This is a genomic window from Nocardioides nitrophenolicus, from assembly GCF_016907515.1.
Lineage (GTDB): Bacteria > Actinomycetota > Actinomycetes > Propionibacteriales > Nocardioidaceae > Nocardioides > Nocardioides nitrophenolicus.
The window spans coordinates 13,863-32,147 of the sequence record NZ_JAFBBY010000001.1; the positions used below are offsets into that span (position 1 = coordinate 13,863).

The 18,285-nt window shown below is 72.1% G+C and carries 17 protein-coding genes; 6 read left to right on the forward strand and 11 right to left on the reverse strand.

Going from position 1 to position 18,285, the window contains the following annotated elements; all coding sequences use genetic code 11:
* Window positions 1-4: 4 nt before the first annotated feature.
* Window positions 5-646 (reverse strand): SDR family oxidoreductase, encoded by a 642-nt coding sequence (locus JOD66_RS00070; protein ID WP_307823197.1) that lies wholly within the window; start codon window positions 644-646, stop codon window positions 5-7.
* Window positions 647-748: 102 nt separating this feature from the next.
* On the opposite strand from JOD66_RS00070, the gene JOD66_RS00075 reads away from it, so the two are divergent.
* From JOD66_RS00075 to JOD66_RS00085, 3 genes are read left to right on the forward strand one after another with little or no spacing between them, the layout of a single operon-like run.
* A complete protein-coding gene (locus JOD66_RS00075; protein ID WP_204834940.1) occupies window positions 749-2,344 on the forward strand; it encodes a circularly permuted type 2 ATP-grasp protein in 1,596 nt (531 codons plus the stop codon).
* The gene (locus JOD66_RS00080; RefSeq protein ID WP_204834941.1) at window positions 2,338-3,264 is read left to right on the forward strand and encodes an alpha-E domain-containing protein; all 927 of its coding nucleotides are present in this window, start codon (window positions 2,338-2,340) and stop codon (window positions 3,262-3,264) included. Before JOD66_RS00075 ends, JOD66_RS00080 begins: the two co-directional genes overlap by 7 nt.
* Before the next feature lie 16 nt (window positions 3,265-3,280).
* A complete protein-coding gene (locus JOD66_RS00085; protein WP_204834942.1) occupies window positions 3,281-4,117 on the forward strand; it encodes a transglutaminase family protein in 837 nt (278 codons plus the stop codon).
* Here JOD66_RS00085 and JOD66_RS00090 read toward each other — a convergent pair.
* Genes JOD66_RS00090 through JOD66_RS00100 form a run of 3 tightly spaced genes read right to left on the reverse strand, consistent with a single transcriptional unit; the run spans window position 4,101 to window position 7,814 of the window.
* Window positions 4,101-5,036, reverse strand: a complete 936-nt coding sequence (locus tag JOD66_RS00090) for a hypothetical protein (RefSeq protein ID WP_204834943.1) — start codon at window positions 5,034-5,036, stop codon at window positions 4,101-4,103. The genes JOD66_RS00085 and JOD66_RS00090 overlap by 17 nt on opposite strands.
* A 37-nt stretch (window positions 5,037-5,073) precedes the next feature.
* On the reverse strand, window positions 5,074-6,180 hold the full coding sequence (locus JOD66_RS00095; RefSeq protein WP_204834944.1) for an NAD(P)H-dependent flavin oxidoreductase: 1,107 nt from the start codon (window positions 6,178-6,180) through the stop codon (window positions 5,074-5,076).
* Entirely contained in the window at window positions 6,180-7,814 is a 1,635-nt protein-coding gene (locus JOD66_RS00100) for an acyl-CoA synthetase (RefSeq protein WP_204834945.1), read from the reverse strand. The genes JOD66_RS00095 and JOD66_RS00100 overlap by 1 nt, the downstream gene beginning before the upstream one ends.
* Window positions 7,815-7,861: 47 nt before the next feature.
* Between JOD66_RS00100 and JOD66_RS00105 the strand changes: the two genes are divergently transcribed.
* Window positions 7,862-8,644, forward strand: a complete 783-nt coding sequence (locus JOD66_RS00105; RefSeq protein WP_204834946.1) for a crotonase/enoyl-CoA hydratase family protein — start codon at window positions 7,862-7,864, stop codon at window positions 8,642-8,644.
* On the opposite strand, the gene JOD66_RS00110 is transcribed toward JOD66_RS00105, so the two are convergent.
* Genes JOD66_RS00110 through JOD66_RS00135 form a run of 6 tightly spaced genes read right to left on the reverse strand, consistent with a single transcriptional unit; the run spans window position 8,631 to window position 14,147 of the window.
* A complete protein-coding gene (locus tag JOD66_RS00110; protein ID WP_204834947.1) occupies window positions 8,631-9,266 on the reverse strand; it encodes an HAD family hydrolase in 636 nt (211 codons plus the stop codon). The genes JOD66_RS00105 and JOD66_RS00110 overlap by 14 nt on opposite strands.
* A gap of 43 nt (window positions 9,267-9,309) precedes the next feature.
* Window positions 9,310-9,783: a hypothetical protein gene (locus tag JOD66_RS00115; RefSeq protein ID WP_204834948.1), complete on the reverse strand. Its 474-nt coding sequence runs from the start codon at window positions 9,781-9,783 to the stop codon at window positions 9,310-9,312.
* Between the two features lie 27 nt (window positions 9,784-9,810).
* The gene (locus JOD66_RS00120; RefSeq protein WP_204834949.1) at window positions 9,811-11,262 is read right to left on the reverse strand and encodes an aldehyde dehydrogenase family protein; all 1,452 of its coding nucleotides are present in this window, start codon (window positions 11,260-11,262) and stop codon (window positions 9,811-9,813) included.
* Window position 11,263: 1 nt separating this feature from the next.
* Window positions 11,264-12,640 (reverse strand): glutamine synthetase family protein, encoded by a 1,377-nt coding sequence (locus tag JOD66_RS00125; protein ID WP_204834950.1) that lies wholly within the window; start codon window positions 12,638-12,640, stop codon window positions 11,264-11,266.
* Window positions 12,637-13,407, reverse strand: coding sequence for an SDR family NAD(P)-dependent oxidoreductase (locus JOD66_RS00130; RefSeq protein WP_204834951.1), 771 nt, complete (start codon window positions 13,405-13,407; stop codon window positions 12,637-12,639). Before JOD66_RS00130 ends, JOD66_RS00125 begins: the two co-directional genes overlap by 4 nt.
* Window positions 13,404-14,147: a gamma-glutamyl-gamma-aminobutyrate hydrolase family protein gene (locus tag JOD66_RS00135; RefSeq protein WP_204834952.1), complete on the reverse strand. Its 744-nt coding sequence runs from the start codon at window positions 14,145-14,147 to the stop codon at window positions 13,404-13,406. The genes JOD66_RS00130 and JOD66_RS00135 overlap by 4 nt, the downstream gene beginning before the upstream one ends.
* 268 nt (window positions 14,148-14,415) lie before the next feature.
* Between JOD66_RS00135 and JOD66_RS00140 the strand changes: the two genes are divergently transcribed.
* On the forward strand, window positions 14,416-15,858 hold the full coding sequence (locus JOD66_RS00140) for an APC family permease (RefSeq protein WP_204834953.1): 1,443 nt from the start codon (window positions 14,416-14,418) through the stop codon (window positions 15,856-15,858).
* Between the two features lie 12 nt (window positions 15,859-15,870).
* Window positions 15,871-16,593, forward strand: a complete 723-nt coding sequence (locus JOD66_RS00145; RefSeq protein WP_204834954.1) for a FadR/GntR family transcriptional regulator — start codon at window positions 15,871-15,873, stop codon at window positions 16,591-16,593.
* A 6-nt stretch (window positions 16,594-16,599) separates the two neighbouring features.
* Here the strand turns inward: JOD66_RS00145 and fadD8 are convergent, their stop codons facing one another.
* The gene (fadD8, locus tag JOD66_RS00150) at window positions 16,600-18,198 is read right to left on the reverse strand and encodes a fatty-acid--CoA ligase FadD8 (RefSeq protein WP_204834955.1); all 1,599 of its coding nucleotides are present in this window, start codon (window positions 18,196-18,198) and stop codon (window positions 16,600-16,602) included.
* Window positions 18,199-18,285: the final 87 nt, after the last annotated feature.

The following is an 18,285-nucleotide window of genomic DNA, read 5'->3' on the forward strand; positions in this document are numbered from 1 at the left end:
GGCCTCAGCCGGTGTAGGGCAGCTCCGTCCGCCACGCGGACTCGTCCTGGTCGATCGCGGCCCGCAGCGCCCGCGCCACGTTGTCGGGGGCGAACGGCCCCTCCTTCTTCAGCAGCCCCCGCACCGTCACCGACACCGCCCGGATCCCGTCGCCCTTGACCGTGGCGTCGATGCTGTGGACGAGATTCTGCACGCCGGCCTTCTGCACGCCGAGGGACGCGGCCCCGAACCACGGGCTGTCGGCGGCCATGCTGCCGGTGACGGTGATCCGCCCACCCGGCCGCAGGAACGGGCGGGCCGCCTGCACCACCGAGAGCAGCGCCCCGACCCCGAGCCGGACGTCATCGAGCAGCTCGTCGGGGGTCAGGCTGAGCGGATCCTTCTCGCGGTAGGCCGACGGGTTGAAGTGGACCACGTCGAGATGTCCGACGTGCTCGGCCATGCGGGTCACGGCCGAGCGGGTGGCGACGTCGTCGGTGAGGTCGACGACGGCCGAGCCCGCGAGGGCGCCGGCGGCCTCCACGTCGGCGCGCAGCTGCGCCAGCACCTCCTCGTCGGCCCCGAGCAGGCCGACCGAGCCACCCTCCGCGGCGTACAGGCGGGCCAGGGACCCGCTCACTCCCGGCCCGGCCCCGGCGATCAGCACATTGCGCGTAATGTGACCAACCTAATGACTTCCGGGGTCCGGCGCGCCAGAGCGTCACGACGCCGAAACACTGCCGTGACGACGCCTTCCTAGCGTTCGACCATGACAACGGCGGTGGACTGGGCTCCCGACCACGGGGCGGCCGCGTACGACGAGATGCACGACGGATCGGGCGTGCGCCCGGAGTACCACGCGCTGCGGGCCTCGCTCGACGCGCTCGATGGCTCCGACCTGCGCACCCGGATCGACACGCTGGCGGCGTCGTACCTCGACCAGGGCGTGACCTTCGACATCGGGGGCGAGGAGCGGGCCTTCCCGATCGACATCCTGCCGCGGATCATCGCGGCCGACGACTGGCGGCGGATCGAGCTGGGCGTACAGCAGCGGGTGCGGGCGCTGGAGGCCTTCCTCGCCGACGCCTACGGGCTCGGGCAGGTCTTCGCCGACGGCGTGGTGCCCCGCAGCGCCGTGGTCTCCTCGGGGGCCTTCCACCGCGAGGCGGCGGGCATCGTGCCGGTCAACGGCGTGCGCTGCCATGTCGCCGGGATCGACCTGATCCGCGACGAGCACGGCCGCTTCCTGGTCCTGGAGGACAACGTCCGGGTGCCCTCCGGCGTGTCCTACGTGATGACCAACCGGCGCGCGATCGGCTCGGTGCTGCCGGAGGCGATGTCGGCGCACCGGATCCGGCCGGTGGCGGGCTATCCGCAGGCGCTGCTCGCCGCCCTGCGCGCGGCGGCTCCGGCCGGCGTCACCGACCCGACGGTCGTCGTGCTGACCCCGGGCGTGCACAACAGCGCCTACTTCGAGCACGCGCTGCTGGCCCGCACCATGGGCGTGGAGCTGGTCGAGGGCCGCGACCTGGAGTGCCGGCGTGGCCGGGTGCTGATGCGCAGCACCCGCGGACTGGAGCCGGTGCACGTGATCTACCGCCGCGTCGACGACGAGTTCCTCGACCCGGTCCAGTTCCGCGCGGACTCGATGCTGGGCTGCCCCGGGCTGGTCAACGCCGCCCGCGCGGGCAATGTCACCCTCGCCAACGCGATCGGCAACGGCATCGCCGACGACAAGCTGATCTACACCTACGTGCCCGACCTGATCCGCTACTACCTCGCCGAGGAGCCGGTGCTGCCCAATGTCGACACCTGGCGGCTCGGTGAGGACGCCGCCCGCGAGGAGGTGCTGGACCGCCTCGACGAGCTGGTGCTGAAGCCGGTCGACGGGTCCGGCGGCAAGGGCATCGTGATCGGCCCGGCCGCCACGCCGGCCGAGCTGGACCGGCTGCGCGCCGAGATCCACCGCCGGCCGCGTGCCTGGATCGCCCAGCCCGTGGTCAGCCTCTCCACCGTGCCGACGTACGCCGACGGCGCGATGCGCCCGCGTCATGTCGACCTGCGCCCGTTCGCGGTCAACGACGGCGAGCGGGTCTGGGTGCTCCCCGGCGGGCTGACCCGGGTCGCGCTGCCGGAGGGCGAGCTGATCGTCAACTCCTCCCGTGGCGGCGGGTCCAAGGACACCTGGGTGCTGGCCGGCCGTATCCGCCCGGCAACGGCCGACCGGACGCCGGCGACGACCGCGGTCACCTCGCCCGTGACGCCCTCCCCGCAGGTGGCCGGCCCCGCGCTGCGCGATCTCTCCGGTCGCCAGGGCCAGCAGGAGCAACAGCAGCAGAGCCGCACCGGGGAGACGCCGTGCTGAGCCGGATCGCGGAGTCGCTGTTCTGGATCGGCCGGTACGTCGAGCGGGCCGACGACACCGCCCGGATCCTCGACGTGCAGACCCAGCTCGTGCTGGAGGACCCGACCTCGGACGAGTCGGCCACCTGCCGGACGGTGTTGTCGATCATGGGCGCCGAGGCACCGGACGACGAGGAGCTCGACGTGGCCCGGCTCTTCGACCTGCTCGCCCACGACCTCTCGTCGCCGGAGTCGATCGCGGCCTGCCTGCAGGCCGCGCGGGAGAGCGCCCGCCGGGCCCGCGAGACGCTGTCGGAGCCGCTCTGGGTGGCCATCAACACCACCTATCTCACCATCGACTCCGGCGCCTTCCGGGCGATGCGCCGCGACCGTGGGCTGCGCTGGGTCCGGGACCAGGCGGCGCTGGTCAACGGCACCGCCGACGCGACGATGACCCGCGACGAGGGCTGGCAGTTCTTCGTCCTCGGCCGCACCCTCGAGCGCGCCGACATGACCGCCCGGCTGTTGGCCAGCGCGGCGCTCTCCCCCGGGCACGCCTGGACCACCACGCTGCGCGCCTGCGGCGCCCACGAGGCCTTCCTCCGCGCCCGCCGCGGGCTGGAGACCGACCGCGAGGTGGTCGAGTTCCTGCTCCTGGACCGGCTCTTCCCCGGCGCGGTGGCGTACGCCGTCACCAGCGCCGAGCGCTGCCTGGCCAACCTGGACTCCACGTCGTACCGCGCCGAGAGCGAGGGCGAGGCCCGCCGGATCCTGGGCCGGGCCCGCTCCGAGCTGGAGTACCGCTCGGTGAGCGACCTCCTCGACGACCTCCCCGGCGCCATGGACCGCTTCCAGCGCTCCTGCGCCGCCGCGACCGACGCGATCACCCGCCACTTCTTCGCCGGCTCCGAGGCACTCGCCTGGCACGGCACCCGGCAGTGAGGACAAGGACACCACCGTGCAGCTCCGCATCGACCACGTCACCGGCTTCGAGTACGACGGCCTGGTCAGCGCGTCGTACAACGAGGCCCGGATGACCCCCCAGAGCGCGGCCCGGCAGACCGTCACCCACGCCGGCGTCGAGGTGTCGCCGCACCCCTGGGCGCAGTCCTACCGCGACTACTGGGGCACCCTGGTCACCGCCTTCGAGGTGCTCGCGCCCCATCGCGAGCTGACCGTGACCGCGACCTCGATGGTCCGCACCGAGCCGCCCGCCACGGCGCTCCCGACGACGACCTGGGCCGAGCTGGCCGACGCGCCCGGCGCCGACGTCGCCGAGTTCCTCACCCTCACCGACCGGGTCCGCCCGCCCGCCGACCTGGCCGACCTGGCGACCGGGCTGGTCGCCGACGGCGCCGCGCCCCACGAGGTGGCGACCGAGCTGCTCCGGCTGGTGCACGACGAGGTCACCTACCTGCCGGGCGCGACCGACGTGCACGCCGAGGCCGCCACGGCCTGGCGCCAGCGCAGCGGCGTGTGCCAGGACATCGCCCACCTCGCGCTCGGCGCACTGCGCGCCGTCGGCATCCCGAGCCGCTACGTCTCGGGCTACCTGCTGCCCAACCCGGACCCGCTCGTCGGCGAGGAGACGCACGGCGAGTCCCACGCCTGGCTGGAGTGGTGGGCCGACGGCTGGCACGCCTTCGACCCCACCAACGACCTGGTCCCCGGCGAGCGCCACGTGATGGTCGCCGCCGGCCGCGACTACGCCGACGTCCGCCCACTCAGCGGCATCTACACCGGCGCCGCGACCTCGCGGATGTTCGTCGACGTCCGGATCACCCGGCTGGGGTGAGCGCGCCGACGCCGGTGCCGACGTCCGGGTCGACGGTGAAGCTCGGCCGCGGCCCCTGTCGCTGCCCCGGGTCCAGGACGCCGACCCGGCGACCGACCCGCATCGCCGCCACCTTCGCGGCCGGGAGCAGGCCGTGCTCCCGGGTCGAGCGGGGCGCCCGGCCCAGCCGGCTGCGCAGGTAGTAGTTGGCGGTCCACAGGTGCTCGCGGCGCACCGACTCCGCGGTCCAGTGCTCGGTCGACAGCGAGACGTTCAGGCCGCCGACGTTCTCCACCCGGTGCGGGCTGTTCTGCGGCCACCAGGCCACCTGTCCGGGCTCCAGGTCGAGCACCGCCGCCTGGTCGTCGTACCCGAGCTCGAAGGGCAGCTCCTCCTCGGTCTCGCCGGCGACCAGGCGCTCGAGGTTCTCGTCGCTCACGAAGCGCGAGGCCCGCGGGTAGACATAGGCGCGCTTGCGCCCGCGCAGGTGCCAGAGCAGGTTCGGCTGGTTGTCGGCGTGGTAGTAGACCATCGCCGTCGGCGACGACAGCAGCAGCGTGGCGGAGGTCCGCAGCGGCGCGAAGCCCGGCACGAGCGCCCGGATCTCGGCGTACAGGTCCGCCACGAGGCCCGCGATCTCGGGGTCGTGCCGGTCGACGCCGACCAGGTTGAGCCACAGGTGGCCGCGGGAGACCACCTCGAGCAGCTCCTTGCCCGGCAGGTCGGTCTCGGCGCCGCGCCGCCACTCGTCGGGCCGGGTCGGGTCGGCACCCATCGTGTAGGGGTGGACGACCGAGCGCGGCAGCCGGTCGAGCAGGTCGGCGAGGGCGTCGTCGGTGAACGCCGGCTGCTCGTGCAGCCGGTGCGCGGCGAGGTGGGGGCGGGCGCCGAAGGCGGCGATGTCGTCGAAGGCCCAGGGCAGCAGGGAGGAGTCGGTCACGCCGTACTGGTGCGCCCGGGACGGTGAAAAGATCCCGTCAGATCCCGGCGATACCGTCCAGCTTCTTCACCGTCGCCTCGAACTCGGCGACCAGGTCCGCCACGACCTCGGCGACCGGGCGCACCTCGTTCATCCGCCCGACGATCTGCCCGATCGGCATCGAGATGACGTCGGGGTCGCCGGAGGCGTTGATCCGGTTGTGGGCGTCGGCGACGAGCAGGTTCTGCAGGGGCATGGGCAGCGGCGCGGGAGCACCCTCCTCGCTCCAGGCCTCGGTCCACTTCGTCTTGAGCAGGCGGGCCGGCTTGCCGGTGTAGATCCGGGTGCGCACGGTGTCGGAGGAGGTGGCCCGCAGGAAGGCGGTCTCCCAGCCCTTGTTGCCGGCCAGGTTGCGGTACTCCTCGGTGCCGAGCCAGATCGAGCCGGTCCACACGCCCTGCGCGCCGAGCGCGAGCGAGGCCGCGATCTGCCGTCCGGAGCCGATGCCGCCGGCGCCGAGCACCGGGACGTCGGGACCCACGGCGTCCACGATGTCGGGGGTGAGCACCATGCTGGCGATCTCGCCGGTGTGGCCGCCGGCCTCGTAGCCCTGGGCGATGATGATGTCGACGCCGTTGGCGACGTGGCTCAGCGCGTGCTTGGGCGCGCCGGCGAGCGCGGCGACCTTGAGGCCGGCCTCGTGGCACTGCTCGATGACGTCGACCGGCGGCGAGCCCAGCGCGTTGGCGATCAGGACCGGGCGGTGCTGCAGGGCGACGTCGACGTGGGAGCGCGCGACGGAGTGGAGCCAGCCGAGGACGCCCTCGCGGCCCTCGCCCTCGGGCAGCGGCGGCACGCCGAGCTTGAGCAGGGTCTCGTCGACGAACTTCCGGTGGTCCTCCGGGATGTACGTCGACAGGTCGGCCGAGGTCCCCTCGGTGGGGATCTTCATCGGCATGACCACGTCGACGCCGTACGGCTTGCCGTCGGTGTTCTCGTCCATCCAGGTGAGCACCCGGTCGAGCTCGTCGGTGTCGTTGAACCGCACGCAGCCCAGGACGCCGAGGCCGCCGGCGCGCGACACGGCGGCCGCGACGTGCTCGGAGGGGGTGAAGGCGAAGATCGGGTACTCGATGCCGAAGGCATCGCACAGGGCGGTGTGCATCAGGCGTTCGCTCCTTCGTTCTGGGTGCGGGAGGCGAGGGCGAGCTCCTTGGCCCGGGGGTACTGCGCCTTCCCGGTGGCGTTGCGCGGGATCTCCGGGACGATCGTCAGCGCGCGGGGCAGCTTGTAGCCGGACAGGTGGGCGCGCAGGAAGGTGCGCAGCTCCTCCAGCTCGAGCTCGTGACCGGGACGCAGCTCGACGACGGCGGCGACGCTCTGGCCGTACTTGTCGTCGGGCAGGCCGACCACGAGCACGTCGTAGACGCCCGGGTGGGCCTTGATCGCCTGCTCGACCTCCTCCGGGTAGACCTTCTCGCCGCCGGTGTTGATGCAGTTGGAGCCGCGGCCGAGCAGCGTGATCCGGTTGCCCTCCTCGATCCGGGCGTTGTCGCCGGGGATCGAGTAGCGCACGCCGTCGATCTCGATGAAGGTCTTCGCCGACTTCTCGGGGTCCTTGTAGTAGCCGACCGGGACGTTGCCGGCGCGCGCGGTGCGGCCGATCTTGCCGACGTCCGTGGCCGGGTCGAGGGGGCGGTTGTCGTCGCCCAGGATCACGGTGGTCGGCGGGATCGAGACGACCGGGCCGTCGGTCGACAGCGCGCTCGCGTCCTGCAGGCCGGTGCCCTGGAAGCCGGTCTCCGAGGAGCCGACGGAGTCGGTGAAGACCGCGTTGGGGAACGCCTTCATCCAGCGCTCCTTGACGGACTTGGAGAAGATCGCGGCGCTGGAGGCGATGGCGAACAGGGTCTGGCCGTCGTAGCCACCGGCCTCGTAGGCGTCGATCAGCGGGACCGCCATCGCGTCGCCGGTCATGAACATCATCTGCACGCCGTGCTTGTCGACCAGCTCCCAGGTGCGCACCGGGTCGAACTTGGGCTCCAGGATGGTGACCTGGCCGGCGAACAGGTGCATGAGCAGCGAGGCCTGCGCGCCGCCGTGCATGAGCGGGCTGAGCGGCAGGGTGACCAGGCTGTCCTGGAGCGCCTTCTTGGACTGGTCGTACTCCTCGAGCGGCTCGGAGGTCATGAAGTCGATGCCGCCGCCGAGCACCCGCCAGAAGTCCTCGTGGCGCCACATCACGCCCTTGGGGAAGCCGGTGGTGCCGCCGGTGTAGATGATGTGGATGTCGTCGGGGCTGCGCTCGCCGAAGTCGCGGGCGTCGGACTGCCCGGCCAGCGCCTCCGCCAGCGTGACCCCGCCGAACGACGACAGGTCGCTCGCGTCGTCGGGCTCCAGCGGGTTGGGCACGGCGATGATCGTCCGCAGGTCCGGGAACTTCGGCGCCACCTCGGCGACGAGGGGCGCGTAGACCCGGTCGTGCACCAGGCCGACCAGGTCGGCGTTGTCGAAGAGGTACTCCAACTCGCCCGCGACGTAGCGGTAGTTGACGTTGATCGCGACCGCGCGCACCTTCAGGATGCCGATCAGGGCGATCACGTGCTCGATGCTGTTCTTCGCGTAGAGGCCGACGTGGTCGCCCGCCCCGATGCCCTGCGCCTGCAGGTAGTGCGCCAGCCGGTTGGCCTCGGCCTCCAGCTCGGCGAAGGAGATGACGTCGTCACCCACCTGCACGGCGGGCTTGTCGGGAACGGCGTCGACAGCGTGTTCGAAGAGATCGGCGATGTTCAGGGCCACGAGGGCGACAGTAGAACACGTTTCACTTTTTCGCTAGCGTTGTTCACATGACTGATTGCCTCGTCGAGCAGGACGGCCACAAGCTGGTCGTCACGATGAACCGGCCGGAGCGCCGCAACGCGCTGTCGAGCGAGATGCTGCGGATCATGGAGGCCGCGTGGGACCGGGTCAACGAGGACCCCGAGATCCGGGTCTGCATCCTCACCGGCGCGGGCGGCTACTTCTGCGCCGGCATGGACCTCAAGGCCGCCGACGACAAGCCGCCGTCGGAGAGCTTCGAGTCCGGCGCCTACGACCCGACGACGATCAAGGGCCTGCTCAAGGGCTTCCGGCTCACCAAGCCGCTCATCGCCGCGGTCGAAGGGCCCGCCATCGCCGGTGGCACCGAGATCCTGCAGGGGACCGACATCCGCGTCGCCGGTGAGTCCGCCAAGTTCGGCGTCGCCGAGGCGCGCTGGTCGCTGTACCCGCTGGGCGGCTCCGCGGTGCGGCTGCCCCGCCAGATCCCCTACACCGTGGCGGCCGAGCTGCTGCTCACCGGCCGCACCCTCGGCGCGGCCGAGGCCAAGGAGTTGGGCCTGATCGGCCATGTCGTCCCCGACGGCGAGGCGCTCGCGAAGGCGCACGAGATCGCCGACCGGATCGCGGCCAACGGCCCGCTCGCGGTCCAGGCGATCCTGAAGACCATGCGCGACTCCGAGGGCAAGCACGAGGAGGAGTGCTGGGCCGACGACGCCAGGATCGGCGCGGCGGTGTTCTCCTCCGAGGACGCCAAGGAGGGCCCGCGGGCGTTCCTGGAGAAGCGGGCCCCGGAGTTCAGGGGGCGGTGACCCCTCCGCCGCGCGCCGCCAGGTGGGCGTCGAGCCAGGCCGGGAACTCCTCGAGCCCCGCCAGCACGACGTCGGTGCCGGCGGCGCGCAGCTCGTCGGCGGTGCTGCCGCCGGTGAGCACCGAGACGCTCGTGACGCCGGCGGCCCGGGCGCCCTCCACGTCGTGGACGTGGTCGCCGACGTAGACCGACGCGCCCTCGCGGCGCAGCACTTCGGCCTTGCCGACGCCCCAGACCCAGCCCTCGAGCACGTCGACGTCGAGGCCGGTGTGGTCGAGGTGGAGCTGGGCGTTCGGGGCGTACTTGCCCGTGACCACGACGACCCGGCCGCCGTGGCGTCGTACGGCGGCGATGGCGTCGTGCGCACCCGGCAGCACCGGCACGCTCGCGATCGCGTGCTCCGGGTAGAGCGCCCGGAATCGGTCACCGGCCGCCGGGATCGCCTCGGCGGGCAGGTACGGGGCCAGCAGGAGGTCGAGGGGCGGCCCGAGCCGGGTCACCAGCTCGTCGACCGGGAACTCCACGCCGAGCTCGGTGCCCAGCGCGACGAGCACGTCGCGGAACCCGGGCGCGGTGTCGATGAGGGTCAGGTCGAGGTCGAACCCGATGACGAGATCCGGCATGAGGCGCACGCTATCCGCCGAGGCGTGGGCGCCCGGCGGGTGCCTAGCGTCCGGTACGCCGGCCCGCCCAGCGCAGCGGGTTGGCCGGGTCGGTGCCGCGCCGGCACAGGCCGACCTGGTAGGACAGCGTGCCGTCCTTGACCTTGCGCTTCTTGGCGACCAGCTTGCCGCCGACCTCGATCCGGTAGGTCGTGCCGTCGGGCTGGGTGCCGGCGAAGACGCTGCCGAACCGGCCGCTCTTCTTGACCTTCATGGTCGGCATGGTCTGCTGGATCAGTCGCACGTCGAGTCCGCAGACCACGTTCATGGTGACCAGCCAGCCCTTCACCTTGCGGCCGTTCTTGGCGACCTGGAACCGGATCTCGAGCCGGTCCAGGCCGTTGGGCTCGGTCGGCGTCTCCGCGGCGGTGTAACTGCCGTCGGGCTCGGCCGCCGCCTGGGCCGGCGTGGGCGAGGCGGTGAACAGGACGGCGAGGGCCACGAATGCCACGGCGAGTGCCCGAGAGAGTCGACGCATGGCGAGCATGATACGGGCCGCCTCCGCCTACATCGGGGCGTCCACCAGGTCCACTCCCACGATCTGCTTGCCCGCGTAGAACTCCAGGACGTCGGCGTCGCCGTGGCCGCCCAGTCCGCTGTCGCCGAAGAAGCTCTGTGCCGAGTCGGCGCACATGTCGAGCAGGCTGGTGCCGTTGACCTTGACCTCCCCCGCCTCGAGGTGGCCACCGACCGCGATCGCCCGCTCGACGTCGCCGGCGAAGACGTAGCCGGCCAGGCCGTGGGGTCCGGCGTTCGACCGCACGAGGGCGTCCTCGACCGTCGTGAACGGCTCGACCGCGATCATCGGGCCGAACACCTCGCCCGGCAGGTCGACCGGACCGGACGAGGAGACGACGGTCGGAGCGAGGAACCAGCCACCACCGGGCACGTCGGTCCGGTGCGCCGCGCTCGCGCCCGCCGCGACCAGGTGTGCGCGCTGGGCCTCGAGGTCGTCGCGGCGCTGGCGGAACGCCATCGGCCCCACCTCGGTGTCGGCGTCGAGGGCCGAGCCGACCCGGGTCCGCCGGAGCCGCTCGGCCAGGCCGGCGACCAGGTCGGCGTACACCGCGCGGTCCGCGAGCACCCGGCGCGGCGCCTCGCACCACTGCCCGTTGAGCTTGGTCATGCCCGCGGCCAGGTCCTCGACCGTGGCCGCGAGATCGGCGTCGGCCAGCACGATCGCCGGGTTGTTGGAGCCCAGCTCGAGGCGCAGCCGGGTCAGGTTCGGCGCACTGGCCTGGGCGATCAGCCGGCCGGTGGCCGTCGACCCGGTCATCGAGATCGCCTTGACCCGGGGGTCGGCGCAGATCTGCTGACCGACCTCGCCCCCGCCGAGCACCAGCGCGAAGACGCCGGACGGCAGCCCGGCCTCCGCCGCCGCGGCCGCGAGGAGCTGGGCGCTCCACGGCGACGCCGGCGAGGGCTTGAGCACCACCGGGGCACCGGCGAGGAGCGCGTAGGCCATCTTCTTGACGGCCACCGCGGCCGGGGCGTTCCACGGCGCGATCAGGGCGGTCGGGCCCCACGGCACCCGGCGCAGCCGCACCGGCCCCTGGTCGGCCGCGAGCTCGGCCGACTCGCCGCGCCGCTCGGCCAGCGCGATCGCACCGCGGACGGTGCCGGCCAGGCTGGACGCGAACAGCGTGGTCTCCCGCAGCGTGACGCCACTGTTGAGGGAGTCCAGCTCGGCGATCGTCGTCTGCTGCTCGTCGACGAGGTCCGCGAAGCGGTGCAGCAGCGCGGCCCGGCCGGCCAGGCCCAGGTCGCGCCAGGTGCCGGCGCTGTGCGCGGACCAGGCCCCGGCCAGGGCCCGTTCGACCTGGGCGGGCGAGGAGGCCCGGTTGCCTTGCAGGACCGTGCCCGTGTTGGGGTCGTGCAGCGCGTCGTCGAGCTCGAGGTCCGAGGCCTCCGGCGTCCCGTCGATCCAGGTCCGGAGCTCGGGTGGGGTGAAGGTCACGTCAGATCCTGTCGAAGTAGCGGTCGAGGTCCCAGTCGTTGACGGTGCCCAGGAAGGAGCGCCACTCGTGGTCCAGGAGGATGCGGAAGTGCTCGACGACGTCGTCGCCGTACTCCGCCCGCGCGAACGACGAGGCGGCGAACGCCTTCGCGGCCTCGCCGAGGTGCAGCGGGATCTCGGCGTCGATCGGGGACGCGTAGCCGCTGCCCTCGGTCATCGGCGGTGGCGTCACGGCCTTGGCCATGCCGTGGCGCGCCGAGGCGAGCAGGCCCGCGAGGGTGAGATAGGGGTTGGTGTCGGCACCGGGGAGCCGGAACTCCAAGCGCAGGTCGCGGGGCCGGTTGCCGACGATGCGCACCGACGTCGTGCGGTTGTCGAGCCCCCAGGTGCGTCCCCACCCGGCGACGTCGGCACCGTTCGCGCGACGGTACGAGTTGACGGTCGGGGCGTACCACGCCATGAACGTCGGCACCTCCTGCAGGATGCCGCCGATCGCGTGGTGCATCCGCTCCCCCAGGTGGTGCGGCGCGTCGTCGTCCCAGAAGACCGAGCGGCCCTCGTCGTCGACGATCGAGAAGTGCACATGGCACGACGACCCGGGCTGTCCGCCGTTCAGCGGCTTGGCCATGAAGGTCGCGCTCATGCCGGCGGCCGTGGCGCTGTCGCGGACGGCGAGCTTGTAGAGCGCGTGCCGGTCGGCCATCTCGAGCGGGTCGCCGTAGCGGAAGGTCATCTCCCACTGGCCGGTCCCCCACTCCGACTGCGCGGCCTCCATCTCGATGCCGGATGCCTTGAGGTCGGCGCGGAGCTTGCGGAAGAAGGGCTCGTAGGTGTTGCCCTCGTGGATCATGAAGTCGGCCGGCACGATCGTGGTCGGCTCCAGGTCGCGGAAGCCCGAGCGCCGCAGCTCACGCGGCTCGTTGCGGAACAGGTAGAACTCCAGCTCCGTGCCCATCTGGGCGCGCAGGCCGTCGGCGCCGAAGCGCTCGATCTGCTGGCGCAGGATGACCCGCGGCGAGAGCGGCAGGTACTCGCCCTTGCCCGCGTCCCACGGGTCGGCGAGACAGATGGCGATGCCGTCGAGCCAGGCCGCGCGGCGCAGCGTGCTCAGGTCGGGCCGGAAGGTGACGTCGGGGACGCCGTTGTGCATGCCGCACAGCGGGAAGACGTCGGCCTCCACGAGTCCGAGGTCCTGGGTCAGGTCCCAGGCGTAGACGCAGGTGCAGACCTCGACCCCGTCCTCGACGACCCGGTCGAAGTTCTCGACCGGGATCCGGCGGCCGACCAGCCGGCCCTGGAGGTCGGGCGAGGCGACGACGACGGTGTGGATGCCCTCCGCGACGAGGTCGCCCGGGGCCAGCAGCCAGTCCGCGCTCATCGGGTCAGCCACCCGCCGTCGACCGGCAGCTGGATGCCGTCGATGAACGACGCGTCGTCCGAGAGCAGGAAGGAGACCGCGGCGGCGATGTCCTCGGGCTGCCCGACCCGGGGCACCAGGAGCCGCTGCTTCATGAACTCCAGGCCGGCCTCCGAGGTGACCATCTCCAGGTCGAAGAAGTCGGTGGCGACCGGACCGGGCGCCACGCAGTTGACCCGGATGCTGTCAGGCGCCAGCTCGATCGCCAGCGCCTTGGTCAGCATCGGCACCCCGCCCTTGCTCGCGTTGTAGTGGGGCTGGGTCGTGCTGCCGGACGTGACGACCGCGATCGCCTCGACCGTGGACAGGTTGACGATCGCGCCCCCGCCCGAGCGGGCGATGAGCGGGGCCACCACCTGGGCCACCACGAACTGGCCCTTGAGGTTGACGTCGAGGACGAGGTCCCACGCGTCGTCGGTCAGGTCGCGGAACGAGTGGGGCGTGACCAGGCCGGCGTTGTTGACCAGCAGGTGGAGGGCGCCCCAGGCCTCCTCGACCGTGCGCACCGACGCGGCCACCGCCTCGCGGTCGCGTACGTCGACCGCCGCGGCGAGCGCGACGCCACCGGCGTCCACGATCGCCTTCGCGGTGGCCTCGGCCAGCGCGAGGTCGATGTCGGTCACCATCACCCGGGCGCCCTCGCGCGCCAGCCGGAGGGCGGTCTCGCGGCCGATGCCCGACCCGGCGCCGGTGATGTAGGCGTACTTGCCGTCGTGAACTGCGGTCATGCTGCACTCTCCTGAAGCTTGTGGGCGACACTCGCGTCGACCAACCAGTTGAAGATCGGATCTGCTGTGAAGCACTCGGGGTGCCACTGGACGCCGACGACCGGGCGGTCGGCGACCTCGAAGGCCTCCACCACACCGTCGTCGGCCCGGCCGGTGACGACGACGTCGCGACCGGGGCGGTCGACGGCCTGGTGGTGGAAGGAGTTGACGACCGTCTCGGGCCCGTAGATCGCCTCGAGCGCGGAGCCGGCGGTGAAGGACACCGCGTGCGAGCGGTGCGCCCGCGGGTAGGCGTAGGACGCGTGCGACTCGCCCACGCCGATCGGCAGGTCGGCGACCAGGGTGCCGCCGAGCGCCACGTTGAGCAGCTGGGCGCCGCGGCAGATGCCGAGCATCGGCACGCCGGCCCGCAGCCCGCGCGCCGCGAGGTCCAGCTCGAACTGGTCGCGCAGCGGCTCGAGCCCGCCCGAGCGCGGGTGGGGCACGCCGCCGTACCGGCGCGGGTCCACGTCGGCGCCGCCGACGAAGACCACGCCGTCCACGAGATCGAGGACGTCCTCCGGGCTCATGTCCAGCGGCAGGTGCAGGGGGATGCCCCCGGCGTGGAGCACCGCCGTCGCGTACTCGCTCATGTAGATGTCGAGGGGCGCGTCGTGGAAGCCCGCCGGCACGTCGATCACCCGCGCCGCCATCCGCCGGCCGGTCAGCCCGATCACCGGCCGGTTCCCGGCGCCCCTCACCGGGCCAACTCCGCGGCGTTCCCGCCATCCGCCGCCCGGCGACGTCCTGAGCTCCTTGGGCCGACCATGGTCATCCTCCTGTTCGCACTGAGGCGGAGTCTCGCCTGCATTGGCACATATCATATACCAATGGACCAGATCGGGTCCAACACTTCCGGAGAAGCTGCCCCAGATTTCGCGGAGAAATTCTTCGCCGAAACCCTCGCCAACGACCATTGGCCTATATTACCGTCCATTCAATCAATACCTGGACCACCGAGGAGAACCCATGACGGCGGAACGGCGAGACTCCCTCAAGGCCGACAGCATCACCCCCTGGGGCATCGTGTTCATGGTCGTCGCGACCGCGGCGCCCCTGACCGCGATGGCCACCGCGCTGCCGCTCGTCGTGGGCTTCGGCAACGGCGTGGCCGCGCCCGGCACCTTCCTGCTCGTGGCGGTGGTGCTGGCGCTCTTCGCGGTCGGCTACACCTCGATGAGCGCCCACGTGGTCAACGCCGGTGCGTTCTACGCCTACATCAGCGCCGGCCTCGGCCGGCGCATCGGCATGGCCGCCGGGCTGGTCGCGGTGGTGGCCTACAACGTGCTCACGATCTACGTCGTGGGTCTGATCGGCTACTTCTCCCAGCAGACCTTCGAGGCGCAGCTCGGGCTGGACCTGCCGTGGTGGGTGTTCTCGGCGCTCGCCCTCGCCATCGCGGTGGTCATCGGCATCCGTGGCGTCGAGCTGAACGTCCGGGCCCTGGGCGTCATCCTGCTCGTCGAGACCGGGGTCCTGGTGCTCTTCGACATCGTGTCCATCGCCCGGCACGGACTCGACGTCCTGCCCGCGCAGTCGTTCTCGCCGAGCGAGGTCATGTCCGGCTCCCCCGGCCTGGCCCTGCTCTTCGCGGTGACCTGCTTCATCGGCTTCGAGGCGACCGCGATCTTCGGCGAGGAGGCGCGCGACCCGCACCGCACCGTGCCCAAGGCCACCTACCTGGCGATCAGCGTGATCGGCACGCTCTATGTACTGACGGCCTGGGTGCTCGTCGGCACCAACGGCGGCACGGACGCCGGCAGCGTGGCCGCGGCCGACCCGGGCGTGTTCACCATCGACGCGATGGCCTCGGTGCTCGGCGACGGCTCGACCACGGTGATCGACTGGCTGCTGCTCACCAGCCTGCTGGCCGTGCTGATGGCGCTGCACAACATGTCCTCGCGCTACCTGATGGCCTTCGGACGCGAGGGCGTGCTCCCGCGCTACCTGGCCCACACCCACCCCGAGCGGCAGACGCCGCAGGCCGCGGGGATCACCCAGGCCGCCCTCGTCGCGGTCGTCGCCCTGGTCTACGTCCTCGCCGGCGCCGACCCGTACGTCGACCTCGGCTCCCAGGCCGCCGGCATCGGCTCCCTGTCGGTCATCATGCTGATGGCGCTGTGCTCGTTCTCGGTGCCCTTCTACTTCCGCCGCCGTGGCGCCGTACGACCCTGGCACCACGTGATCGCCCCGGTCGCCGCCGGCCTGGCGCTCGCGTACTTCTCCTACGTCATCCTCGACAACTACGCCCTCGTGACCGGCAGCGACTCCGACCTCGTCAACGCCATGCCGCTGCTGATCCTGGCGACGGCGGTCGTCGGCTACGTGATCGGATCCCGGCAGCGGCGGGCCCCCCTTCTCGACGCCGTGGCGCAGGGCGACCCGGCGGAGTCAGCGACCCCGACACCCTAGGATGGCTCCGTCATGGCCGACACACCGCTGGCGCGCACTCCCGCGACCCTCCGACCCGACCACCCGCTGGCGGGCTATGCCGACGTCGTCGACCTGATCCGGCGCGAGATCTCGCTGGGCCGGCTGCTGCCGGGCGACAAGCTGCCGGCCGAGCGCAAGCTCGCCGAACGGCTCGGCGTGGCGCGCGAGACGCTGCGCCAGGCGTTCCGGGTCCTGGAGGGCAGCGGTCAGATCCAGATCCTGCGCGGCAACGCGGGCGGTGCGATCATCCAGGACAACAGCGTCGCCCCGGAAGTCGCGCTTCACGAGCTGCGGCAGCGGCGCACCGCCCTGCTGAGCCTCATCGAGTTCCGCCGAGAGCTCGAGTCGGTCGCCGCGCGGCTCTGCGCCGCGCGGCGTACCGAGGAGGACCTCGCGGAGATGAGGCTCGCGCAGGAGACGCTGCGCTCGGTCGACAACAAGGACGAGTTCCGGCGCGCCGACACCGTCTTCCACCTCGCCGTCGCGCGGGCCGCGGGCAACCCGCACCTCGCGGCCGCGATCGAGGACAGCCGCGCCAGCATGTTCCAGCCCGTCGACCTGGCCGACTTCGAGGTGATCAAGGAGTCCAGCCACGCCCAGCACCAGTTCGTGCTCGACCTGATCGCCGAGGGCGACGGCGAGGCCGCCTCGGCGGCGATGCGGCGCCACATCGACTCCTCGCGCGACGAGATCCTGCGCCTCATCGACGAGTGAGGGCGCTCAGCCGACCGAGCGCTCCCCCGTCCAGAACCGGGCCCGCAGCGCCTTCTTGTCCGGCTTGCCGAGCGCGGTGAGCGGCAGCGCGTCGACGGCGAGCACGTCCTTCGGTGCCTGGACCGAGCCCTTGCGCTCCTTGACGGCGTCCTTGATCTGGGTGACGACCTCGTCGGTCAGCTCGAAGCCTTCGCGCAGCACCACCACCGCGGTGACCGCCTCGCCGAACTTCTCGTGCGGGGTGCCGATCACGCCGACCTGGGCGATCGCGGGGTGCTCGGCGATCACGTCCTCCACCTCGCGGGGGAAGACGTTGAAGCCGCCGGTGACGATCATGTCCTTGGTCCGGTCGACGATGTACCAGAAGCCGTCCTCGTCCTCCCGGGCGACGTCACCGGTGTGCATCCACCCGTCGCGGAAGGTCTCGGCCGTCGCGTCGGGCAGCTGCCAGTAGCCCGCCGACAGCAGCGGGCCGGCCACGCAGATCTCCCCCGGCTCGCCCTGCGGCACCGGGTCGCCGGCCTCGTCCAGCAGCGCCGCCCGGAGGTACGCCGAGGGCCGGCCGCACGAGGTGAGCCGGCTCTCGACCGGCGTACCGTCGGCGTCGACGTGGTCGCCCTTCGGGAAGTAGGTGATCACCATCGGCGCCTCGGACTGCCCGTAGTACTGGGCGAAGATCGGACCGAACCGCTCGATCGCCTCCTTGAGACGGACCGGGTTGATCGCGGACGCGCCGTAGTAGACCGTCTCCAGCGACGACAGGTCGCGGGTGTGCGAGTCGGGGTGGTCCATCAGGGCGTAGAGCATGGTCGGCACCAGCATCAGCGAGTTGATCCGCCGCTCCTCGATGGTGCGCAGCACCTCGGCCGGGTCGAAGCGCGAGGACACGAACAGGGTGCCGCCCTGGAGCACCACGGGCACGAAGAAGGCCGCGCCCGCGTGGGACAGCGGCGTGCACATCAGGAAGCGGGGCTCGGCGGGCCACTCCCACTCGGCCATCTGGATCTGCGCCATGGTCGAGAACGCGCGCACGGTGCCGATCACGCCCTTGGGCTTGCCCGTCGTACCGCCGGTGTAGGTGATCGAGGTGATGTGGTCCGGCTCGAGGAGCGCCGCCTGGACCGGCCGCGGCTCGAAGCCCGCCGCGACCTCGGTGAGGTCGGTGCCGACCTCGGCCAGGCTCTCGGGGACCGGGCCGATGGTGAGGACCTGCTTGAGCCCGGGGCACTTGCCGAGCAGCTCGACGGCCCGGTCGGCGAAGTAGGGGTCGACCACCAGCGTGGTGATGCCGGCGTCGTTGATGACATAGGCGTGGTCGTCGGCGGAGCCGAGCGGGTGGAGCGAGGTGCGCTGGAAGCCCTGGGTCTGGCCGGCGCCGAGGATGAAGAGCACCTCGGGCCGGTTGAGCGCGAGCAGCGCCCCCGGCGTCCCTCTGCCGGCGCCGAGCGCCTCGAAGGCCTGGATGTACTGCGAGATCCGGTCCGCGGTCTCCTTGCCCGTCAGCGTCACGTCCCCGAGGTGGACGATCGGGCGGTGCGCGTGGCGCTTGAGGGCGGCGACCATCAGGTGGCCGTTGTGGGCGGGCGTGCGGAGCGTGTCGGTCACCCCCGCAGACTAGAACGTGTTCTATTGACCGGGCAAGGACCCGACTTTGGTCGGGAGCGCACCCGCCCTGCGGCCGATGCGGCGCGG

Coding starts and splice junctions, on each gene's coding strand:
- JOD66_RS00110 (WP_204834947.1), bottom strand. CDS start 9,266: ATGCCGGATCTCGTCATCGGGTTCGACCTCGACCTGACCCTCATCGAC.
- JOD66_RS00075 (WP_204834940.1), top strand. CDS start 749: ATGACAACGGCGGTGGACTGGGCTCCCGACCACGGGGCGGCCGCGTAC.
- JOD66_RS00130 (WP_204834951.1), bottom strand. CDS start 13,407: ATGACCGCAGTTCACGACGGCAAGTACGCCTACATCACCGGCGCCGGG.
- JOD66_RS00125 (WP_204834950.1), bottom strand. CDS start 12,640: ATGAGCGCGGACTGGCTGCTGGCCCCGGGCGACCTCGTCGCGGAGGGC.
- JOD66_RS00105 (WP_204834946.1), top strand. CDS start 7,862: ATGACTGATTGCCTCGTCGAGCAGGACGGCCACAAGCTGGTCGTCACG.
- JOD66_RS00115 (WP_204834948.1), bottom strand. CDS start 9,783: ATGCGTCGACTCTCTCGGGCACTCGCCGTGGCATTCGTGGCCCTCGCC.
- JOD66_RS00140 (WP_204834953.1), top strand. CDS start 14,416: ATGACGGCGGAACGGCGAGACTCCCTCAAGGCCGACAGCATCACCCCC.
- JOD66_RS00145 (WP_204834954.1), top strand. CDS start 15,871: ATGGCCGACACACCGCTGGCGCGCACTCCCGCGACCCTCCGACCCGAC.
- JOD66_RS00095 (WP_204834944.1), bottom strand. CDS start 6,180: ATGCACACCGCCCTGTGCGATGCCTTCGGCATCGAGTACCCGATCTTC.